Here is a 17187-nt window from a genome sequence, read left to right as displayed (position 1 = left end):
AGGAGGCACCAATGGTTACCCATTCCAATGTGAAAAACTTAGTTAAAATCCTGATCGGAGCCGCTTGGCTTGACGGCAGAATCCAGCCAGAAGAACGGCAATATCTCCGCGAAATAGCTCAAGCAAAAGGTTTAGCTAACGATCCAGAAATTAAACCTTGGCTGTACGAACTAGTTCCCGTACAGCCAAAAGAGTGCTATGAGTGGGTGCGGGAGTATTTAGGCGATCGCCCCAGCTTGGAAGACTGTGAAAATCTGATTGAAGCTATCAGTGGCTTAATTTATAGCGATGGTGAAGTTGCGATCGAAGAAGCGAGACTCCTAACAGAATTGCAGGATATAGCAAAGCCGAATGAGTCAACTCAACCGGCTCATACTCAGCTTCTCAAGCAAATTCAAAAACTTTACCGCCGTTGGGTTGAAGTTCAAAATTAAATCGGAGTTATCGTAAATAAAAAGGTTTAAGCCCCCTCTATTACAAAGTTTACACTTACTTCGCGGTAAGCGAGCTACAGACGGGGTTTAAATCTTTATATGTTGGCAAAGAACGTGCCGTAGGCAGGAGTTCTTTAATTTTGAATTTTGAATTGTTAAGACTTCGGTTCACCCAGACCCGGAGTTTCTTCTTTATCAACTTTAGGCACAAAATCAGGACGCTCTTTGCTTTCCCAACCTGCGGGGCGTTTTGAGTTGTACCAAGCTATTGAACCAATGGTAACAGCAGCAATAAAACCAACGACATACACCAAAGTAAAAGCCAAGGGAAAATGAGGAGCGGCATCTACAGCTGGCGCTGCTGTTTGCATCAATAAATTCATATGTATATTCTCCAAAGTTAGGTAACACTATTTAACACACTATAAAATGAGCGTATCACTTAACATCCCTCTGTAGTTTGAGCAAGTTGAATATTCTAGAGGATGGGGAATGGGGAGATGAGGGAGATGAGGGAAATAAGGGGCGGAGGGGCGCAGGAGATAATACTAACTCCTAACTCAGCACAGGCTAAACCTTAGATATCCGCTAACAACACTCAGCACTCAGCACTCCTAATGTCCATTCCCAATTTATTGCTGAGAAGGTCTAAGTCTATCCCGCCAGGATGGCTGTGGTGATGAAGAACCTGAGGAACCGGAACTATTTTCTGGGGAGGACGATCGCCGAGATCTTTGAGGTGGGGGAGAATCAGATTCTACTCTTCTAGATCGCCGCCGTGGAGTAGATGATTCTGAGGAAGAGTTTCTAGAACTTGATTCTTCGGTGCGATCGCGTCTTCTCCGTCTTGGGGTATCGTTGTTTGATTGCTGTTCTTCTTGAGAATAACTTCTCCGGTTTCTACGTCTTTGAGATGAGCCACTCTCTTGGGAATTTTTTACATTGTCCTGTTCTGATTCATCCTCATCGGAAGAAATAGAACGATTCAGCACTGTTTTGGGTTTGATTGACTGTGTTTTGATGCTGCCTTTACGACCTTCTAATTTGGGTCGTTTAGGAAACTGTTCTATGGGCATCCCTTGTACCACTTTTTCCATAAATTCATGCCAAGTGTAAGCGGCGCTACTACTAGTGCCATCTGTGGGGCGGTTATTATCGTTACCTAGCCAAACCCCTGCCACCATTTGGGGAATGTAACCAATAAACCACAAATCGCGGGCTTTATCGGAGGTGCCTGTCTTCCCGGCAACTGGTCTATTATCTAATTGGGCGGCACCGCCAGTCCCGGCTTCCACGACGTTACGTAGCATCCAGGTCATAATGGCAGCGCTGTCGGCGTCAATGGCGCGTTTGGATTTGAAATTAGCTGACCAAATTACTTTACCTTGGCGGTTGAGGATGCGGCTAATACCATGAGGTTCTGTGTGCAAACCTTGGGTTGCGAAACTGCCGTAAGCGCTGGTTAATTCCAGCAAATTGACTTCATTTGAACCAAGAGCTAAGGAATAAGTGGGCTTGAGTTCAGATTTAATTCCCATATCATGGGCAAGTTTAATCGTTGGTGTAAAGCCCACATCAATCAACACCTTCACCGCAACAATATTAATCGAGCGGGTAAGAGCATCTCTCATGCTCATTGAGCCGTGGAAATTTTCACCATAGTTTTTCGGTTCGTAGCCGTCTACGACAAAGGGTGTATCCTCGTAGGTATCGTAGGGGCTTTTACCGCTAGCGATCGCAGTGGCATAGACAAATCCTTTAAATGTCGATCCTGGCTGCCGTTGTGCTTGGGTAACGCGATTAAACTGGTTTTTGCCAAAGTCTTTCCCCCCAACCATTGCCTTAATTTCACCATTGCGGGGGTCAATGGCAACCATTGCTGCTTCTTTAAAGTTCTCCCAACTTCCTTGATTTCGCAGCGTTTTGGCAACTGCTTCTTCTGCCGATTTTTGCCAAGTCGGATTCAAAGTGGTTTCTACTACTAGACCCCCAGCAGAAAGCACATCAGCAGAAACGTAGTTGGGCAATTCCTTCTGGATATAGCTAGTAAAGTAGGGTGACTCTACCTGCATTCGCTTAGGTAAACTGCTTTTCAGGATTAGTGGCTGTTGGATAGCAGCTTGCCTTTGTTCTGGGGTAATAACTCCATCTTCTTGCATCCGTAGTAATACTAAGTCCCGTCGCCGTTTTGCCGCTTCTGGATTCTTGTCTGGCGCATACAAGCTTGGGGCAGGAGCTAATCCCGCAATGGTTGCCATTTCCCCCAAGGAAAGTTGATCTGGGGATTTACTAAAGTATACCCAAGCTGCATCTGCTACACCGTAAGCACCATCTCCCAAATAAACCAAATTTAGGTAACGCTCTAGAATCTGATCTTTGGTTAATTCTGACTCGATTTTTTGTGCTAAACGGACTTCCTTGAGTTTGCGCCAGATTGTCTGTTCTTGTTTCAAAAAGAGAATCCGGGCTAGTTGCTGGGTAATGGTACTACCACCTTCTACCACACCTTGCGATCGCAAATTATTCAAACTTGCTCTGAGAATTCCTTGAGGATCGACTCCATTGTGTTGCCTAAATCTTCTATCTTCTGAGGCGATGAAAGCTTTTTTTAAATTATCTGGGATTTGCTCCAGCCTTAGCTGTTCTCTGGTAGCTTCACCTTGTTGTTGTAATATACTACCATCGGCGGCTTTGATGGTCAGTGTTTGCTCTCTCACCACCGCGTTTAGCTCGGCTTTATCTGGCAAGGTGCGATCTATTAAACTAATGCCATAGAGCGAGGCAGCTATGCCACCACCTACAGTCAAGACTGCCCAAAACCAGATACGACGATATAGTGGTTTCTTGCCAGTTGCCTGATTAGCCTTCATTCTGGATGGTAAAATTTTCATTTTGCTCAGTAACTGCCTTGGCTGTGCCACATATACTGGTGGTAAGCTGTCATTTGTTGTCGATATCCTCGTGTTGATGATGATTACCAAGCGGCAATTGTGGTTTCTCCTCGCAAGAGTCATTCCAATTACTTGGTTTTTTCTTGAACCAGGAGGTTAAGCTTGCCCAAGTAAGCTTCCTCGATCAAGGTAGTAACTACCTAACCACCATTAATCAGTTTTGGGGTTATGGCATAACTTTAGTGTTAGTATAATATCCTATAAATAATTAACTCAATTCACTGTAAAAAAGAATTCAGAACTCAAAAAAATGAGTATCTTTTTATACTATAGCAATATTTATATAATTTCAGCTTAAGGGCTAGTATATTAAAGACTGGGATTCATCATTGAGATAGAATCCAGAATTATTTTGGAAAAAATTAATTTTTTTCGATTTTAAAGAAGAGAATTTTGTCAAAAGACTACAAGTTTCATAAGTATTCGCAATATAAAAATATTGATATTTTCTCGAATAGGTGAATTTAAGTATCACCAAAGACAACCAGAAAACGGCTTACCCATAGAAAAACGTGCCAAAATTGCCCTTGCCCTTGGTAGTAATATGGGGGATTCACAGGAAATATTAGAAGCGGCGATCGCAGTTCTAGCCCAAACCCCAGGGATTTTCTTAGAAGCCAAATCCAATTGGTATAAAACCAAAGCCGTAGGACCACCACAGCCAGATTACTTAAATGGGTGCGTCACATTGCAAGTAGAAATGCTACCCCATGAGCTATTAGAAAATTTATTAAGAATAGAACAACAATTTGGGCGTGTGCGTCAAGAACGCTGGGGACCGAGAACCCTGGATTTAGATTTGTTATTATATGATGACTTGATTGTGGATACGCCAAACCTGCAAATACCCCATCCAGGAATGCGACATCGGGCTTTTGTGTTAGTACCACTTGCAGAAATTGCCTCAGATTGGGTAGAACCAGTTTCTGGGTGTGTTATTAAAGAACTGCTGAAAGAGGTAGACTGTTCTGATGTACATTTATTGATGGGCAATTAAAATAACCATCTTTAAACGCACCAGAACGCTGATTTCACCTCTGTATTTACAGATAATCAGATTTTATTATGCCATTAGGTAGAGAATTACCACAACTGTTGAAACAACGCTTGTTCCATAAAGGACGCAAGTTTGATTTTGAAGTCAATCGCCTGCGTTTACCGAATAAAGCGGAAGGAGAATGGGAGTGTATTCGTCACCCCGGTGGTGCCCTAGCTGTGCCTGTGACGCCAGAGGGTAAACTTGTACTCGTGCGGCAATATCGTTTTGCAATTCAGGGACGGATATTAGAATTTCCGGCCGGGACACTGGAAGGAAAAGAACAACCTTTAGAGACGATACAACGAGAAATTCAGGAAGAAACTGGCTATAGCGCCCAAAAATGGGAGAAACTAGGAGAATTTTTCCTAGCGCCTGGTTATTCTGATGAAATTATCTATGCTTTTCTCGCTCAAGATTTAGAAAAGCTGGAGACACCACCAGCACAAGATGGAGACGAGGATCTCGAAACAGTGCTTTTGACTCCTGAAGAATTGGAAAAAGCTATTCTGGAAGGAGAACTGGTAGATGCTAAATCAATTTCTAGCTTTTTTCTGGCGCGTCCATTTTTAGTGTAATCACAATATGCTGCTAGAGTTAGCGATCGCCGATGCTTATGGTGCAGGTTTTGAATATGCTGACGAGATGATCGTTAACAATGATTTGAGTCGATACGTTCAACATCCCCGTTTTCGACTCATTCCTGGCAGCTACACCGACGACACCCAAATGAGTATTGCCATTGCCGAAGTAATTGTTGCTCAAGCACCGTGGACTCCGGAAGTGTTAGCCGAAAGCTTTGTTAGAGCCTTCAAACGTGACCAAAGGCAAGGATATTCTAAACACTTCTACGATTTTCTCTTAGAAATCCAAGATGCAGAAGAGTTTTTAACAAAAATTCGCTCTGAGAGCGATAAAAGTGGAGCAGCAATGCGTGCAGCACCCATTGGCATCTATTCCACACCCGAAAAAGTCATTGAGGCGGCAACAATTCAAGCGGCAATTACCCACAATACACCCGATGGAATCAATGCTGCCGTTGCTGCTGCTCTGATGTCACATTATTTTATCTATCGACTCGGAGCAAAACGCAAATTAGGAGAGTTTTTAGAAGGTTATGTATCTGGTGAGTGGTCTAAACCGTGGCAGGGTGAAGTAAAATCTAAAGGCTGGATGAGTGTCAGAGCCGCGATTACTGCGGTGATGCGAAATGACACTATGAGCCAACTTTTACAGGATTGTATCGCTTTTACCGGGGATGTAGATACAGTGGCAGCGATCGCCCTAGCCGCTGGTTCTTGTAGCGAGGAAATTACACAAGACATCCCCAAGCATCTTGTCACAGGCTTAGAAAATGGAGCTTACGGTCGAGATTACCTGATTCGGCTAAATCAGCAGTTGATGAGTTTGGTGGACAACCAAATAAGTTAGGGAAATTAGTCCTTGATTTTTAAGCACTTTAATGCTTACTACAAGCCTCTCAAAACTTTTACAACAGACTACTAGTAGTCCGTCAAGCCACATTTGAAGGGTTTAAATAATACAGAGACGTGGAGAATTTTGGCTCTCCCAGACTTGGGTTGATAAATTAACCCTAAAAAACGGCTAAAACGATTGATAGAAGAAGGTTTGTCTAAAATAGAATCAAAGATTTAATAAAAGTTTACTTTGTTCCTCTTGAATCCCTGACTATGTAAGGATTTAACCTGATATCAAGTATTAATTTGTTATAACTAGTCTAGGAGAGCCAGAATTTTTTAACACAGCAAAATTAATACGATCGAGCAGTTGCGACTTCATTCAATATCCACATGAATCAAGTGCGGTAAGGTATAGCTATGATATATATTAAATGTTTTTAAATTCTTATATCTAGAAATTTTATATACTGAGTACTTTTATATACAAGATATAGGATTACCTTGCAGAAGAGGACTTTTCAAATGTCCTCTTAGGGATTTGGTATTTTTTGACAATACTGTTTTATGACCTTGGCTAAAGTGAAAAAGAAATTGACTTACAGCTAAAGTTATAAGAACATGACCTAAAGAAGCATACAACTAGTAAATATGTGTCTATATGCAAGACACATAAATGTTTCAGACAAATGACAAAAAATACAAATTTTAACCGTGCTGGGAAACTGACTGCTCTTTTGTTCCTGATAACTATTTTCCTGACTCCTTGTGTGATTATAAATGCCGGAGAACGTGGCGTTTTGATGGAATTTGGGGAAGTTCAGAACCAGGTATTAGAAGAAGGAATTCACTTGATTATTCCTGTCTATAATAGTGTAAAAAAGTTGAGTGTCCGAGTACAAAAGCAGCAAATTGCTACTGAAGCTTCTTCTAAGGATTTACAAAACGTTTTCACGGATATAGCTCTGAATTGGCATATTATTCCCCAGGAAGTAAATGTCATTTTTCAGGAGATTGGAGATGAATTAGTTGTAGTCGATCGGATTATTAACCCAGCAATCGAAGAAGTGTTAAAGGCAGTAATGGCAAAGTATACTGCTGAAGAAATTATTACTAAACGGCAAGAAGTAAAAGATAAAGTAGATAATGCCTTGGCTGCACGACTCGCCACTTATCATGTTGCAGTTGATGATATTTCTCTAGTTCATGTCCGTTTTTCAGAACAATTTGGTGAGGCGGTGGAAGCAAAGCAAATTGCTGAGCAAGAAGCAAAGCGAGCAGAGTTTATTGCCTTAAAAGCAACAAAAGAAGCTGAGGCAAAAGTTAATTTAGCAAAAGGAGAGGCCGAAGCACATAGATTATTACGTGACGGTTTAACTCCAGAAATACTGCAAAGGCAAGCAATAGAAAAGTGGAATGGTAAACTACCACTAATTGTAAGTAATGAGACCCCTAAATTGTTGAATATTAGTGAATTATTAAAGTTTTATAAAAATTGATATTCTTTGATATGGATGCTCAAAAAATAAAAATTTTATTAGTTGATGATAACTTAGAAAACTTATATTGTTTATCAGATATTCTTCAAGACCAAGGTTATCAAGTACAAAGTATTATTTCTAGAAAATTGGCAATTAATACAGTACTTACTTCTCCTCCAGATTTACTTTTACTAAATCTTTTGATGGGAGAAAATAATGGTTATGAAGTTTGTAAATATTTGAAAGCTAACCAAAAAACTCAAGATGTTCCGATAATTTTTTTTGGTATTACAGATGAATTATCTGAAAAAGTCAACGTTTTCGATTTTAGTGATGTTGATTATATTAATCAACCATTTAAAACTAAAGAAGTTTTATTACGTGTTCAAAATCAATTGACTCTGCAAAGGCTAAAAAAAGACTTAAAAGAAGAGATTGAAGAACGTCAACGGCTGGCAGTTGAGTTAAATATTCGCAACAGACAAATAGAAGATACCTTACCAAAAATTAGTATTAACAATCTCTTGCAAAGCGATCGCTGCGCCAAAGCCAAGGGCGATCGCCTTTTAGTCAAAGCCTCCCTGAAGAATAGCGAAACTAAGTATCGACACTTAATAGCAGAAAAAGTACTCGAAGAAAGCGCAACTAAGCTCCGCAATCATAATTTAGTCTTAACAGAATTGGCACAAAATCAAACGCTCTATCAGGGTGACTTGAAAGTAGCTTTGAGCCAAATCACAGAAGCAGCTACTCAAAATATTGGGGTGGAACGAGCCAGTGTGTGGCTGTATGACGAAACAGCGATGAAAATGAAGTGTCTTGATTTATTTCAGGCGAGCTGCAATCAACATAGTGAAGGAGTTTCCTTATCAGCAGCAGACTATCCAGCTTATTTTGCAGCTTTGCAGCAAAACCAACCAATCGCGGCTGATAATGCCCACATCGATCCCAGAACTAAGGAATTTTCTGCCTCTTACTTGAAATTAAGCATCACCTCCATACTCGATATACCCATCAGGCAGGAGGGAAAGACAGTAGGAGTTTTATGTCTGGAAGCAGTGGGAGGTATTCATTCTTGGACACTAGAAGACCAAAATTTTGCTCGTTCTCTGGGTAATTTAGCCTCTCTGGTACTGGAAGCACGCTCTCGCCAAAGCGCAGAAGCAGCACGACGCGCTTCTGAAAAAAAGTTAGCATCAGCTTTTAGGTCATCTCCCGATCCAATTGCCTTAATTACTGTTCCTGACAAACGTTATATCGAAATTAACGACAGCTTTTGTCAGTTTTTTGGTTATTCTCGTTCTCAAGTTATCGATCGCACCGATGAAGAATTGAATATTTGGGTGAATCCAGAAGAATATAATCTTCTCACCCATATGCTGCAACAAACAAAAGCCATCCGTAACCACGAGGTTGATGTTCGCATTTGTTCTGGGGAAATCAGGACGACTTTGTTTAGTGCAGAAATGATCGACATTGATGGACTGTGGTATGTGTTGGGTACTGCCAAAGACATTACTGAACGTAAGCAAGCAGAAAATGAAAGTCGTTTGCTGCTGCTGACAACCCAAGCCATCACTCGCGCCAGTGATGTCAATAACGCCTTAGCAGTGGTCTTGCAGTTAATTTGTCAGACCATTGGCTGGGATTTTGGTGAAGCCTGGATACCGAATGAAGATGACACCATTTTAGAACACAGCCTGGGTTGGTACGGTGAGGAAAATAGTTTAGAAGAATTTTACCACCAAAGCAAAACTGTCAAATTTCCTATGGGAGTGGGACTACCTGGGCGAGTTTGGCAGAACCAGGAACCAGAATGGATAGAAGATGTTTGCCAAGTTACAGAGCCGATTTTTTGGCGATCGCCACAAGCCACAAATGTCGGATTAAAAGCTGGTTTTGGCGTTCCCATACTAGCTAATAATCAAGTATTAGCTGTTTTAGTATTTTTTAAACGTAGCTCAGTATTAATAGATCGGCGTTTGCTTTTATTAGTAAGCGCTGTTGCTGCTCAGTTGGGTGGGTTAATTGAGCGTAAAACCCTAGAACAAAAACTAGCACTCAGAGAAGCTCGGCTCAATGCTTTTTTTAGCAGCGCTCCCGTTGGTATGACGATTATAGATAGCCAGCTGCGGTTTGTGCAAATTAACCAACTGCTGGCAGAGATTAATGGAACATCCCAGGAAGATCATATTGGCCAAAGCATTTTTAAAATTTTACCCCACATCGCTCCCTTAGTAGAACCAATTTATCAGCAAGTTCTATTGACTGGTCAACCCATTCTTAATCAAGAAATCAGCGGTGTATCATCCAAAGAACCAAATATTACGCGCCATTTCCTAGCTTCTTATTTTCCAATTCCTGGTGAAGGCGATCGCCCTTCTGGCGTTGGCACAGTTTTAGTAGAAATTACCTATCGCAAACGCGTCGAACAAGAACTGCGTTTAGCAAACGAACGCCTCCAATATCTGCTCACTTCTAGTCCTGTAGTTATTTATAGCAGCAAAACATCAGGAGATTTTAACACTACTTTTATTAGTAAGAATGTCAGAGGAATGGTTGGCTATGAAGCGCGGGAATTTATCAATAATTCTGATTTCTGGTTAAATCACGTCCACCCAGAAGATATTGAACTAATTTCCGGAAAATTTCAGGAGCTGGTTGAGCAAGAGTATAGCTCCTACGAATATCGCTGGCTACATGCTGACGGAACTTATCACTGGTTTTATGAAAAAACGAGGTTAATCCGTGATGAAACTGGTAATCCAATAGAATGCGTTGGTTATTGGGCAGACGTCAGCGAGCGCAAGTTAGCAGAATTGGCTTTGCAGGAAGGTAGACAGCGATATCAACTTTTAGCAGAAGCTTCACCAGCTTGTATATTTTATAGTGATGTCAATGGTAATGTCTTATATTTTAATCGACGCTGGAGTGAAATTACTGAATACAGTGTAGAAGAATCTCTGGGGACAGGTTGGGCAAATGCTATGCATCCAGATGACCGGGAGCAGATCTTACTAGGATGGAATCAAGCAACATCTGCTGGAGAAATATATAAATACGAACATCGTTTATTGCGTGAGGATGGGACAATCGTCTGGGTAATTTGTCAGGCTTTGCCCGAATTTGGAGATGATGGAGAAATTAAAGGGTACATCGGTATGATTACAGATATTACCGAGAGAAAATTGGCAGAAGAAGCCTTGCGCGAGAGTGCAGAACGAGAAAGAGCGATCGCCCAAGTAATTCAAAGAATGCGCCAAACCCTCGATTTAGATACTATATTTGCGGCGACAACCCAAGAATTACGGCAAGTACTCAATTGCGATCGGGTTGCTGTCTATCGTTTCAATCCCAACTGGAGCGGCCAATTTATCTCCGAGTCAGTAGCAGAGGGGTGGATTTCTTTAATCGAAGAACAAAACAATCACCCTGAATTGACAGAGGATGTTTTAGAAAATGGTCGTTGCCTAATCAAATTCTTGGATCGGTCAGATAATCAACCGCAAGATAGTTACCTCCAAGATATCTACACCCAAGGCATAAGTTTCAGTTGCATTCCAGACATCTACAACGCTGGGTTTCATCCTTGTTATATCCAACTCTTGGAACGTTTTCAGGCAAAAGCTTATATTATTGTTCCTATTTTATTTGGTAATCAGCTTTGGGGATTATTAGCAAGTTATCAAAATTCCGATTTCCGCCAATGGAAACCAGAAGAAGCCAACGTCGTAGTTCAAATTAGCAATCAATTGGCAGTTGCTTTGCAGCAAGCACAATTACTCACACAAACCCAAAGGCAATCACAAGCACTGCAAGAAGCGGCGATCGTTGCTGATGCTGCCAACCGCGCCAAAAGCGAATTCCTCGCCAACATGAGCCACGAACTGCGTACCCCGCTGAACGCCATCCTTGGTTTTACCCAACTCATGAGCCACGATCGCACTATATCAACCGAACATCAAGAAAACCTAGCAATTATCAATCGTGCTGGCGAACATCTACTTAACTTAATCAACGACATTCTAGAAATGTCTAAAATCGAAGCTGGCAGAATCTCATTAAATCTCAGCAGTTTTGACTTAATTCGCCTCTTGGAAAACCTCGAAGAGATGTTGCGTTTCCGCGCCACCTCCAAAGGTTTAGAGTTGGTATTTGAATATACATCTTACCTTCCCCAGTTCATCGAAGCAGATGAAAGTAAACTACGTCAAGTCTTGCTGAACCTCCTGGGAAATGCCATCAAATTTACTGATAGTGGTAGGGTGACGCTTTATGTAGGGATGGTGCATGATGAGCAGGGAGACAAGGGGACAAGGGGACAAGAGGACAGGGGCACAAGGGGACAAAAAGACAAACAAAACTCCTCACTCCTAACTCCTAACTCAGCACGGGCTAAACGCCCCGCTACCGCTAACAGTACTCAGCACGGGCTAAACCTTAGCTATCCGCTAACAGCACTCTCAATGCCCAATACCCATCTTTTCTTTGAAATACAAGATACTGGCTGCGGTATTGCTTCCCAAGAAATTGGATTGCTATTTCAAGCTTTTGGGCAAACTGAAACCGGCAGAAAATCGCAACAGGGAACAGGACTAGGTTTAGCAATTAGCCGCAAATATGTGCAACTAATGGGGGGAGATATTAGCGTTACCAGCACTGTTGGCGAGGGAAGTAGATTTGCCTTTGATATTCAAATTGGTCTAGCCGTGGCTACTGAAGTACAAATTAAGCAAACTAGACGCCAAGTTCTTAGTTTAGTACCCGATCGAGAAGAATACCGAATTTTAGTAGTTGATGACGCCGCAGACAGCCGTTTAGTGCTAAGAAAAATTCTTACATCCATTGGTTTTGTAGTACAGGAAGCTGCAAATGGTGAAGAAGCGATCGCACTTTGGCAGCAATGGCAACCACACCTGATATTAATGGATATGCGAATGCCGATTATGGATGGCTACGAAGCCACAAGAATTATTAAAGCTAGAGAAGAACACGATAAAGAATTACCCAATGTCCCATGCACAATGCTCCATACTCACACTATCATTATTGCCTTAACTGCCCATGCCTTTGAGGAACAACGAGAGGCAATGAGCGAAGCGGGTTGTGATGATTTTATTAACAAGCCCTTTCGTGAGGAAGAACTACTGGAAAAATTGAGCGAACATTTAGGAGTTCAATATATTTATCAAGAGGAAACTTATCAAATAGCAAACCCAGGGCAACAGGAAAGAGAATCAATCTTGACGCTTACAGATTTAGTTCCTTTATTATCTACAATGTCACCTGAATGGGTAAAGCAGGTGTATAATGCCGCAGCTCAATGCAGTGATGTTCTGATTTTAGATTTGATTGAGAAAATACCGTTTGAAAATGTTGTAATGCGAAACTTTCTGACAGATTTAGCTCATAATTTCCAGTTTGAGAAAATTATGGATTTGACGAGTATCCAGTAATTTTAAGTAATAAGGCTTGATTGAGTACTACCGAATCAGTTGATGAATGTTGTAATCACTATGAGTGTCTTCTCGGATAGGCTCATCCTTGAGAAATCCTTTAACTGGCATGATTCATAAACTGGATTTATCTTGTTCCTATTTTATGCAAGTTCCAATCTGGAACAGATGATCTTTAAAACAAACGACCCATACATCGTTGAACAAAAAAAGCTAAACTCTAGGATATTGAAGTATTAAATTACATCCTTGAAGACAATTGACGTCTACTACACCAACACTTGTGGCGCGCGCTGCCATATCTTTTTTTGTTTCATAGTAAAGTCTTGACTAAAAGCCTATAGGTAAACATATCACAACATTACCAACATTACCAACTTATCTAACTTCTATTCTAAATATACAGCAGTTTTCTTTTGCATGAAGTACAAAACTAGAGTTTTGAGGCAGGATAGCGCAGCGTAAAGCCTTCTCTACAAGAGGCTGTGCCAAAGCTTAGAGGGAGTCAACGAGCATTGGCAGGAGGGAGATGTAGAAAGTGTTTATATGTGATTCGAAGTCCAACATTGTGTACCTAATTTACTTGCAAAACTGCTCTAGAAATAAGGATAATATCATTATTAGTAGTTTTGTCCAAAATTAATTACTGGTTAAGAATATTAATTATTGGTTAAAAATATAAGGCTTGACAACCTAATTGAAATAATGCTCAAATACTTTGGAAGAAAAAATACTAATGTTGTTTTATTTTTTTGCGTGTAAATAATGTTGATTACTTGCTTTTTGTACTTTATTCCAAACAATAATTGTTGGCTAAATTAATAAATGGAGTATTTGAAAAAGATTCAAGTACAGCATCTTATTTATATCTTCTCAGAGATTTAAATTATTTATATCTTCTCAGAGATTTAAAAAGGTGTGACTATCGCTTACGAGAAAGCGAAAGCGAATGAAGTAGATTAACTGGATAAGAGATAACTTTTAACCTGATTCTCAAGTAAAAACACAATTAAGTATGTAAAGCATACGGGATACCACAGGGCTAAATATATGTCTTATTTGCGACATTCAATATTTAACTTTTCAACTTTAGTTGAGCTACTACAGTACAGAGCTATTCATGAGCCTCAGAAACCTGCTTATACTTTTCTGGTGGACGGTGAAACAGAAGAAGTCAGCATAACTTATCAAAAGTTAGAACAGCGAGCACGGGAGATAGCCGCACATCTGCAATTATTGGGTTTCAGAGGTGAACGAGTATTACTTATTTACCAGCCCGGTTTAGAATACATTGTTGCCTTTTTCGCGTGCCTGTATGCAGGACTTGTTGCGGTTCCTGTTTATCCACCTCGATTCAATAAGCCTATGCCTCGCCTACAGGCAATTGTGGCAGATGCACAGGCAAAAATTGCGCTTACTACTACATCTATTTTGACAAATGTAGAACAGAAGTTTGAACAAAGTCCATATTTAGCAACTTTGCAATGGTTAGCTACAGACACTATTACCAGTGATTCCATCAACAAATGGCAACAGCCACAGATTTGTGATAGCACGCTAGCCTTCCTCCAGTACACTTCTGGCTCTACAGGAACACCAAAAGGGGTAATGATAAGTCATGGCAATTTGCTACACAATTTAGCACTTATTCGCCAGTGTTTTGAGCATAAGCATGATAGCCAAGGTGTAATCTGGTTACCACCATTCCACGATATGGGTTTGATCGGGGGAATACTACAGCCTCTCTACAGTGGTTTTCCGGTAACACTTATGTCGCCAACAACCTTTGTCAAAAAACCTTTCCGCTGGTTACAGGCGATTTCCCGTTACAAAGCTACTACAAGTGGTGGTCCAGATTTCGCTTATGACCTTTGTGTTCGCCAAATTACTCCCGAACAGCGTGCGACTCTTGACTTGAGTAGCTGGGATATTGCTTTCACTGGAGCCGAACCTGTCCGCGCACAAACCTTGGAGCGTTTTACTGCTACTTTTGAATCTTGCGGCTTTCGCAAAGAGGCATTTTATCCCTGCTACGGGATGGCTGAGACAACATTAATCGTGTCTGGAGGTTTGAAAACAGAGCCGCCGATTATTCTCCAAGTTAAAGGAACAGCGCTTGAGCAAAACCAGGTAGTAGCTGCTACTGGTAATCAGGAGAGCAACCGAGCGATCGTCGGTTGTGGTAGAACCTGGTTAGACCAGAAAATCGCGATCGTTGATCCTGAATCTTTAACCCTCCGTCCTGCTGGGCAAATAGGAGAGATATGGGTATCAGGCTCGAGTATAGCTCAAGGCTATTGGAATCGGCCTATAGAGACAGAACAGACTTTCTATGCATATTTGGCAGATACTAATGAAGGACCCTTTCTGCGGACTGGGGACTTAGGATTTTTGCAAGATGGCGAACTATTCGTCACCGGTCGTCTTAAGGATCTGATTATTATATCGGGTCGCAACCATTATCCCCAAGATATTGAACAAACAGTAGAACAGTGTCATTCAGCCTTGCGTCTAGGTCATGGAGCAGCATTTTCGCTCGACATATTCGGTGAAGAAAAGTTAGTGATTGCTCAAGAGGTAGAGCGGCAGAACTATGTGCGAAAGCTCAATGCTGATGAAGTAATTAAAGCTATTCTGCAAGCAGTTTCAGAAGAGCATGATATACAAGTTTATGCGGTATTGCTGCTCAAGGCTGGAAGTATTCCCAAAACTTCTAGCGGTAAAATTCGGCGCAGTGCTTGTCGGGCTGGATTTGTGGATGGAAGCTTAGATGTCGTGATGGATTGGAGTATGAATCATCAACACAAAACCAAGTTTCAATCTCTGAATACAGAAGTAGAAACCTTGTTGCAACAACTGCAAAACGAGGCACAACATAGAAAGTCAAATATTAAATAAATTGAATCAATTGGAGGTTTTTAGATTGTCTACACAAGCAGAAATAGCAGTTTCTTATGATGTTTCCAATGATTTTTTTCGCTTATGGCTAGATAAGCGCATGATCTATACATGTGCTCTGTTTGAAGGCATAGATGACCTAGAAACTGCCCAAGTCAACAAGCTCAAATGGTTCCACGAAGCGGTGAGAGCCACTCCAGATAAACATCTGCTAGATATTGGTTGTGGTTGGGGGGGCACAATAGAGTTCTTCTCACAAGAAATGGGGGTAAAAAATGTAACGGGTATTACCCTTTCCCATGCTCAATACTCCGAAATTAACGCTAAATCCATCCCAGGTTTATCTGTTGAATGTGTGTCATATACAGACTATCAGCCTAAAGAAAAGTTTGATGGGGTGATTAGTGTTGGGATGTTTGAGCATATCGCCACACCAGAACAGGCACGCACTGGTGAACATATCTCGATATATCGAGACTATTTCCGCCGAGCTTGGGAGTGGACTAACCCTGGTTCTTGGTTTGCTCTTCAAAGCGTCATTGGCTTTCGGCTACCGCGAAATAGACATGATGTGCGGGAAATTAGTTGGGTAACATCCACAATTTTTCCTGGAGCAATTACACCCCGTTTAGAAGCAATTGTAGCCTCTGTAAACCCTTACTGGGAAGTCATGGAAGTAAAAACTAGGCGAGAACACTACGCCAAAACAACGGCAGAGTGGTTACAACGTCTCAGGAGTCATGAGCCGCTTATTCGGCAGCGCTGGGGAGACGAGAAATTTGAAGAATACGATCGCTATTTAAGCGCCTGCATCATGTCCTTTGAGAAAGGCTATCAATCTCTGGTGCAGATTGCCCTGCGTCGGGTTGATTGATACGATGGTTTGCCCAAAATGTCTGTTAAAGAGTAAAAACAATGACAAACGATGAAATTTTAACCCTGCTTAAGGAAGCTTTCAAGTTTGCTGCTCCGGAAGTTGCAGAGAGAGTAGAAGCCTTAACAATAGATAGCACGCTTCATGAGTTCGGTGTCAGTTCAATTATTGCCTTAGAAATGGCAGGATATATCGAAGAAAAGTTAGGAATTCAACTTGCAGATGACGAATTGGCTCAGATTGTTACCATTAAAGGCTTCGTAAACTTGATTCGCCAACATACAAAGGCACTGGTCTGAATAGCACTAAGAAAAGATACAGCCGAATGGCACTAAGAAAAGGGAAAATCGTTGAGGCAGCAGGGGTGCAGAGGAGCGGAGGAGCAGGGTAGAAAGAAGAAGTTTTAAGCATTGCGTTCGGATATTTAGAAATTCCCCTCTGCGCCCCTGCCCCCCTGCTCCTCTGCAATCCTTACGCTGCATACCCTTCAGCTTAACTTAGTGCCATTCAGATACAGCCCTTGACCTGACTGGTTCCCAGCCTGGAGGCTGGGAACTAGGTCACACAATCCTTTGGGCTTTTGTTAGTGCCATTCGGTACTGGTCTAAAAAAGTATAAAAAGTATAAAAGGAGGACAAA

General features: G+C 41.4%; 11 protein-coding genes. 9 read left to right on the top strand and 2 right to left on the bottom strand.

The genetic code is table 11. The features are described 5' to 3' along the window. The first annotated feature begins 11 nt into the window (after nucleotides 1-11). Nucleotides 12-434: a TerB family tellurite resistance protein gene (locus tag ACFG4S_RS15570; RefSeq protein WP_392535645.1), complete on the top strand. Its 423-nt coding sequence runs from the start codon at nucleotides 12-14 to the stop codon at nucleotides 432-434. A 155-nt stretch (nucleotides 435-589) separates the two neighbouring features. Here the strand turns inward: ACFG4S_RS15570 and psb35 are convergent, their stop codons facing one another. Both psb35 and ACFG4S_RS15560 read right to left on the bottom strand, forming a co-directional pair. Continuing rightward, the gene (gene psb35, locus ACFG4S_RS15565) at nucleotides 590-817 is read right to left on the bottom strand and encodes a photosystem II assembly protein Psb35 (protein ID WP_392535644.1); all 228 of its coding nucleotides are present in this window, start codon (nucleotides 815-817) and stop codon (nucleotides 590-592) included. Nucleotides 818-1066: 249 nt separating this feature from the next. After that, entirely contained in the window at nucleotides 1067-3325 is a 2259-nt protein-coding gene (locus ACFG4S_RS15560; RefSeq protein WP_392535988.1) for a transglycosylase domain-containing protein, read from the bottom strand. 604 nt (nucleotides 3326-3929) lie between these two features. Between ACFG4S_RS15560 and folK the strand changes: the two genes are divergently transcribed. The 8 genes from folK to ACFG4S_RS15520 all read left to right on the top strand — a co-directional run bounded on the left by folK (nucleotide 3930) and on the right by ACFG4S_RS15520 (nucleotide 16847). After that, nucleotides 3930-4382 carry a 2-amino-4-hydroxy-6-hydroxymethyldihydropteridine diphosphokinase gene (folK, locus tag ACFG4S_RS15555; protein ID WP_392535987.1) on the top strand — a complete coding sequence of 151 codons (453 nt, stop codon included), beginning with the start codon at nucleotides 3930-3932 and terminating at the stop codon, nucleotides 4380-4382. A gap of 68 nt (nucleotides 4383-4450) precedes the next feature. After that, entirely contained in the window at nucleotides 4451-4999 is a 549-nt protein-coding gene (locus ACFG4S_RS15550) for an NUDIX hydrolase (protein WP_392535643.1), read from the top strand. A 7-nt stretch (nucleotides 5000-5006) separates the two neighbouring features. Continuing rightward, on the top strand, nucleotides 5007-5852 hold the full coding sequence (locus ACFG4S_RS15545) for an ADP-ribosylglycohydrolase family protein (RefSeq protein WP_392535642.1): 846 nt from the start codon (nucleotides 5007-5009) through the stop codon (nucleotides 5850-5852). A 676-nt stretch (nucleotides 5853-6528) separates the two neighbouring features. Beyond that, on the top strand, nucleotides 6529-7338 hold the full coding sequence (locus tag ACFG4S_RS15540) for a prohibitin family protein (protein ID WP_392535641.1): 810 nt from the start codon (nucleotides 6529-6531) through the stop codon (nucleotides 7336-7338). 11 nt (nucleotides 7339-7349) lie between these two features. Continuing rightward, nucleotides 7350-12776 carry a PAS domain S-box protein gene (locus ACFG4S_RS15535; protein WP_392535640.1) on the top strand — a complete coding sequence of 1809 codons (5427 nt, stop codon included), beginning with the start codon at nucleotides 7350-7352 and terminating at the stop codon, nucleotides 12774-12776. Nucleotides 12777-13826: 1050 nt separating this feature from the next. Continuing rightward, nucleotides 13827-15674 (top strand): fatty acyl-AMP ligase, encoded by a 1848-nt coding sequence (locus ACFG4S_RS15530; protein ID WP_392535639.1) that lies wholly within the window; start codon nucleotides 13827-13829, stop codon nucleotides 15672-15674. A 25-nt stretch (nucleotides 15675-15699) separates the two neighbouring features. Next, nucleotides 15700-16548: a class I SAM-dependent methyltransferase gene (locus ACFG4S_RS15525; RefSeq protein ID WP_392535638.1), complete on the top strand. Its 849-nt coding sequence runs from the start codon at nucleotides 15700-15702 to the stop codon at nucleotides 16546-16548. A 41-nt stretch (nucleotides 16549-16589) separates the two neighbouring features. Then, complete coding sequence (locus ACFG4S_RS15520) at nucleotides 16590-16847, top strand: acyl carrier protein (RefSeq protein ID WP_392535637.1); 258 nt, start codon at nucleotides 16590-16592, stop codon at nucleotides 16845-16847. Nucleotides 16848-17187: the final 340 nt, after the last annotated feature.

This window comes from Nostoc sp. C117 (assembly GCF_043099735.1).
Taxonomy (GTDB): domain Bacteria; phylum Cyanobacteriota; class Cyanobacteriia; order Cyanobacteriales; family Nostocaceae; genus Nostoc.
Note: the sequence above shows the minus strand (reverse complement) of the source record. Positions and strands in the feature narration are given on the sequence as shown.

Bases quoted from the DNA above. Each gene is read 5' to 3' on its own strand.
- ACFG4S_RS15570 (WP_392535645.1), top strand. From the start codon at position 12: ATGGTTACCCATTCCAATGTGAAAAACTTAGTTAAAATCCTGATCGGA.
- folK (WP_392535987.1), top strand. From the start codon at position 3,930: ATGGGGGATTCACAGGAAATATTAGAAGCGGCGATCGCAGTTCTAGCC.
- ACFG4S_RS15530 (WP_392535639.1), top strand. From the start codon at position 13,827: ATGTCTTATTTGCGACATTCAATATTTAACTTTTCAACTTTAGTTGAG.
- ACFG4S_RS15520 (WP_392535637.1), top strand. From the start codon at position 16,590: ATGACAAACGATGAAATTTTAACCCTGCTTAAGGAAGCTTTCAAGTTT.
- ACFG4S_RS15545 (WP_392535642.1), top strand. From the start codon at position 5,007: ATGCTGCTAGAGTTAGCGATCGCCGATGCTTATGGTGCAGGTTTTGAA.
- ACFG4S_RS15535 (WP_392535640.1), top strand. From the start codon at position 7,350: ATGGATGCTCAAAAAATAAAAATTTTATTAGTTGATGATAACTTAGAA.
- ACFG4S_RS15560 (WP_392535988.1), bottom strand. From the start codon at position 3,325: ATGAAAATTTTACCATCCAGAATGAAGGCTAATCAGGCAACTGGCAAG.
- ACFG4S_RS15540 (WP_392535641.1), top strand. From the start codon at position 6,529: ATGACAAAAAATACAAATTTTAACCGTGCTGGGAAACTGACTGCTCTT.
- psb35 (WP_392535644.1), bottom strand. From the start codon at position 817: ATGAATTTATTGATGCAAACAGCAGCGCCAGCTGTAGATGCCGCTCCT.
- ACFG4S_RS15550 (WP_392535643.1), top strand. From the start codon at position 4,451: ATGCCATTAGGTAGAGAATTACCACAACTGTTGAAACAACGCTTGTTC.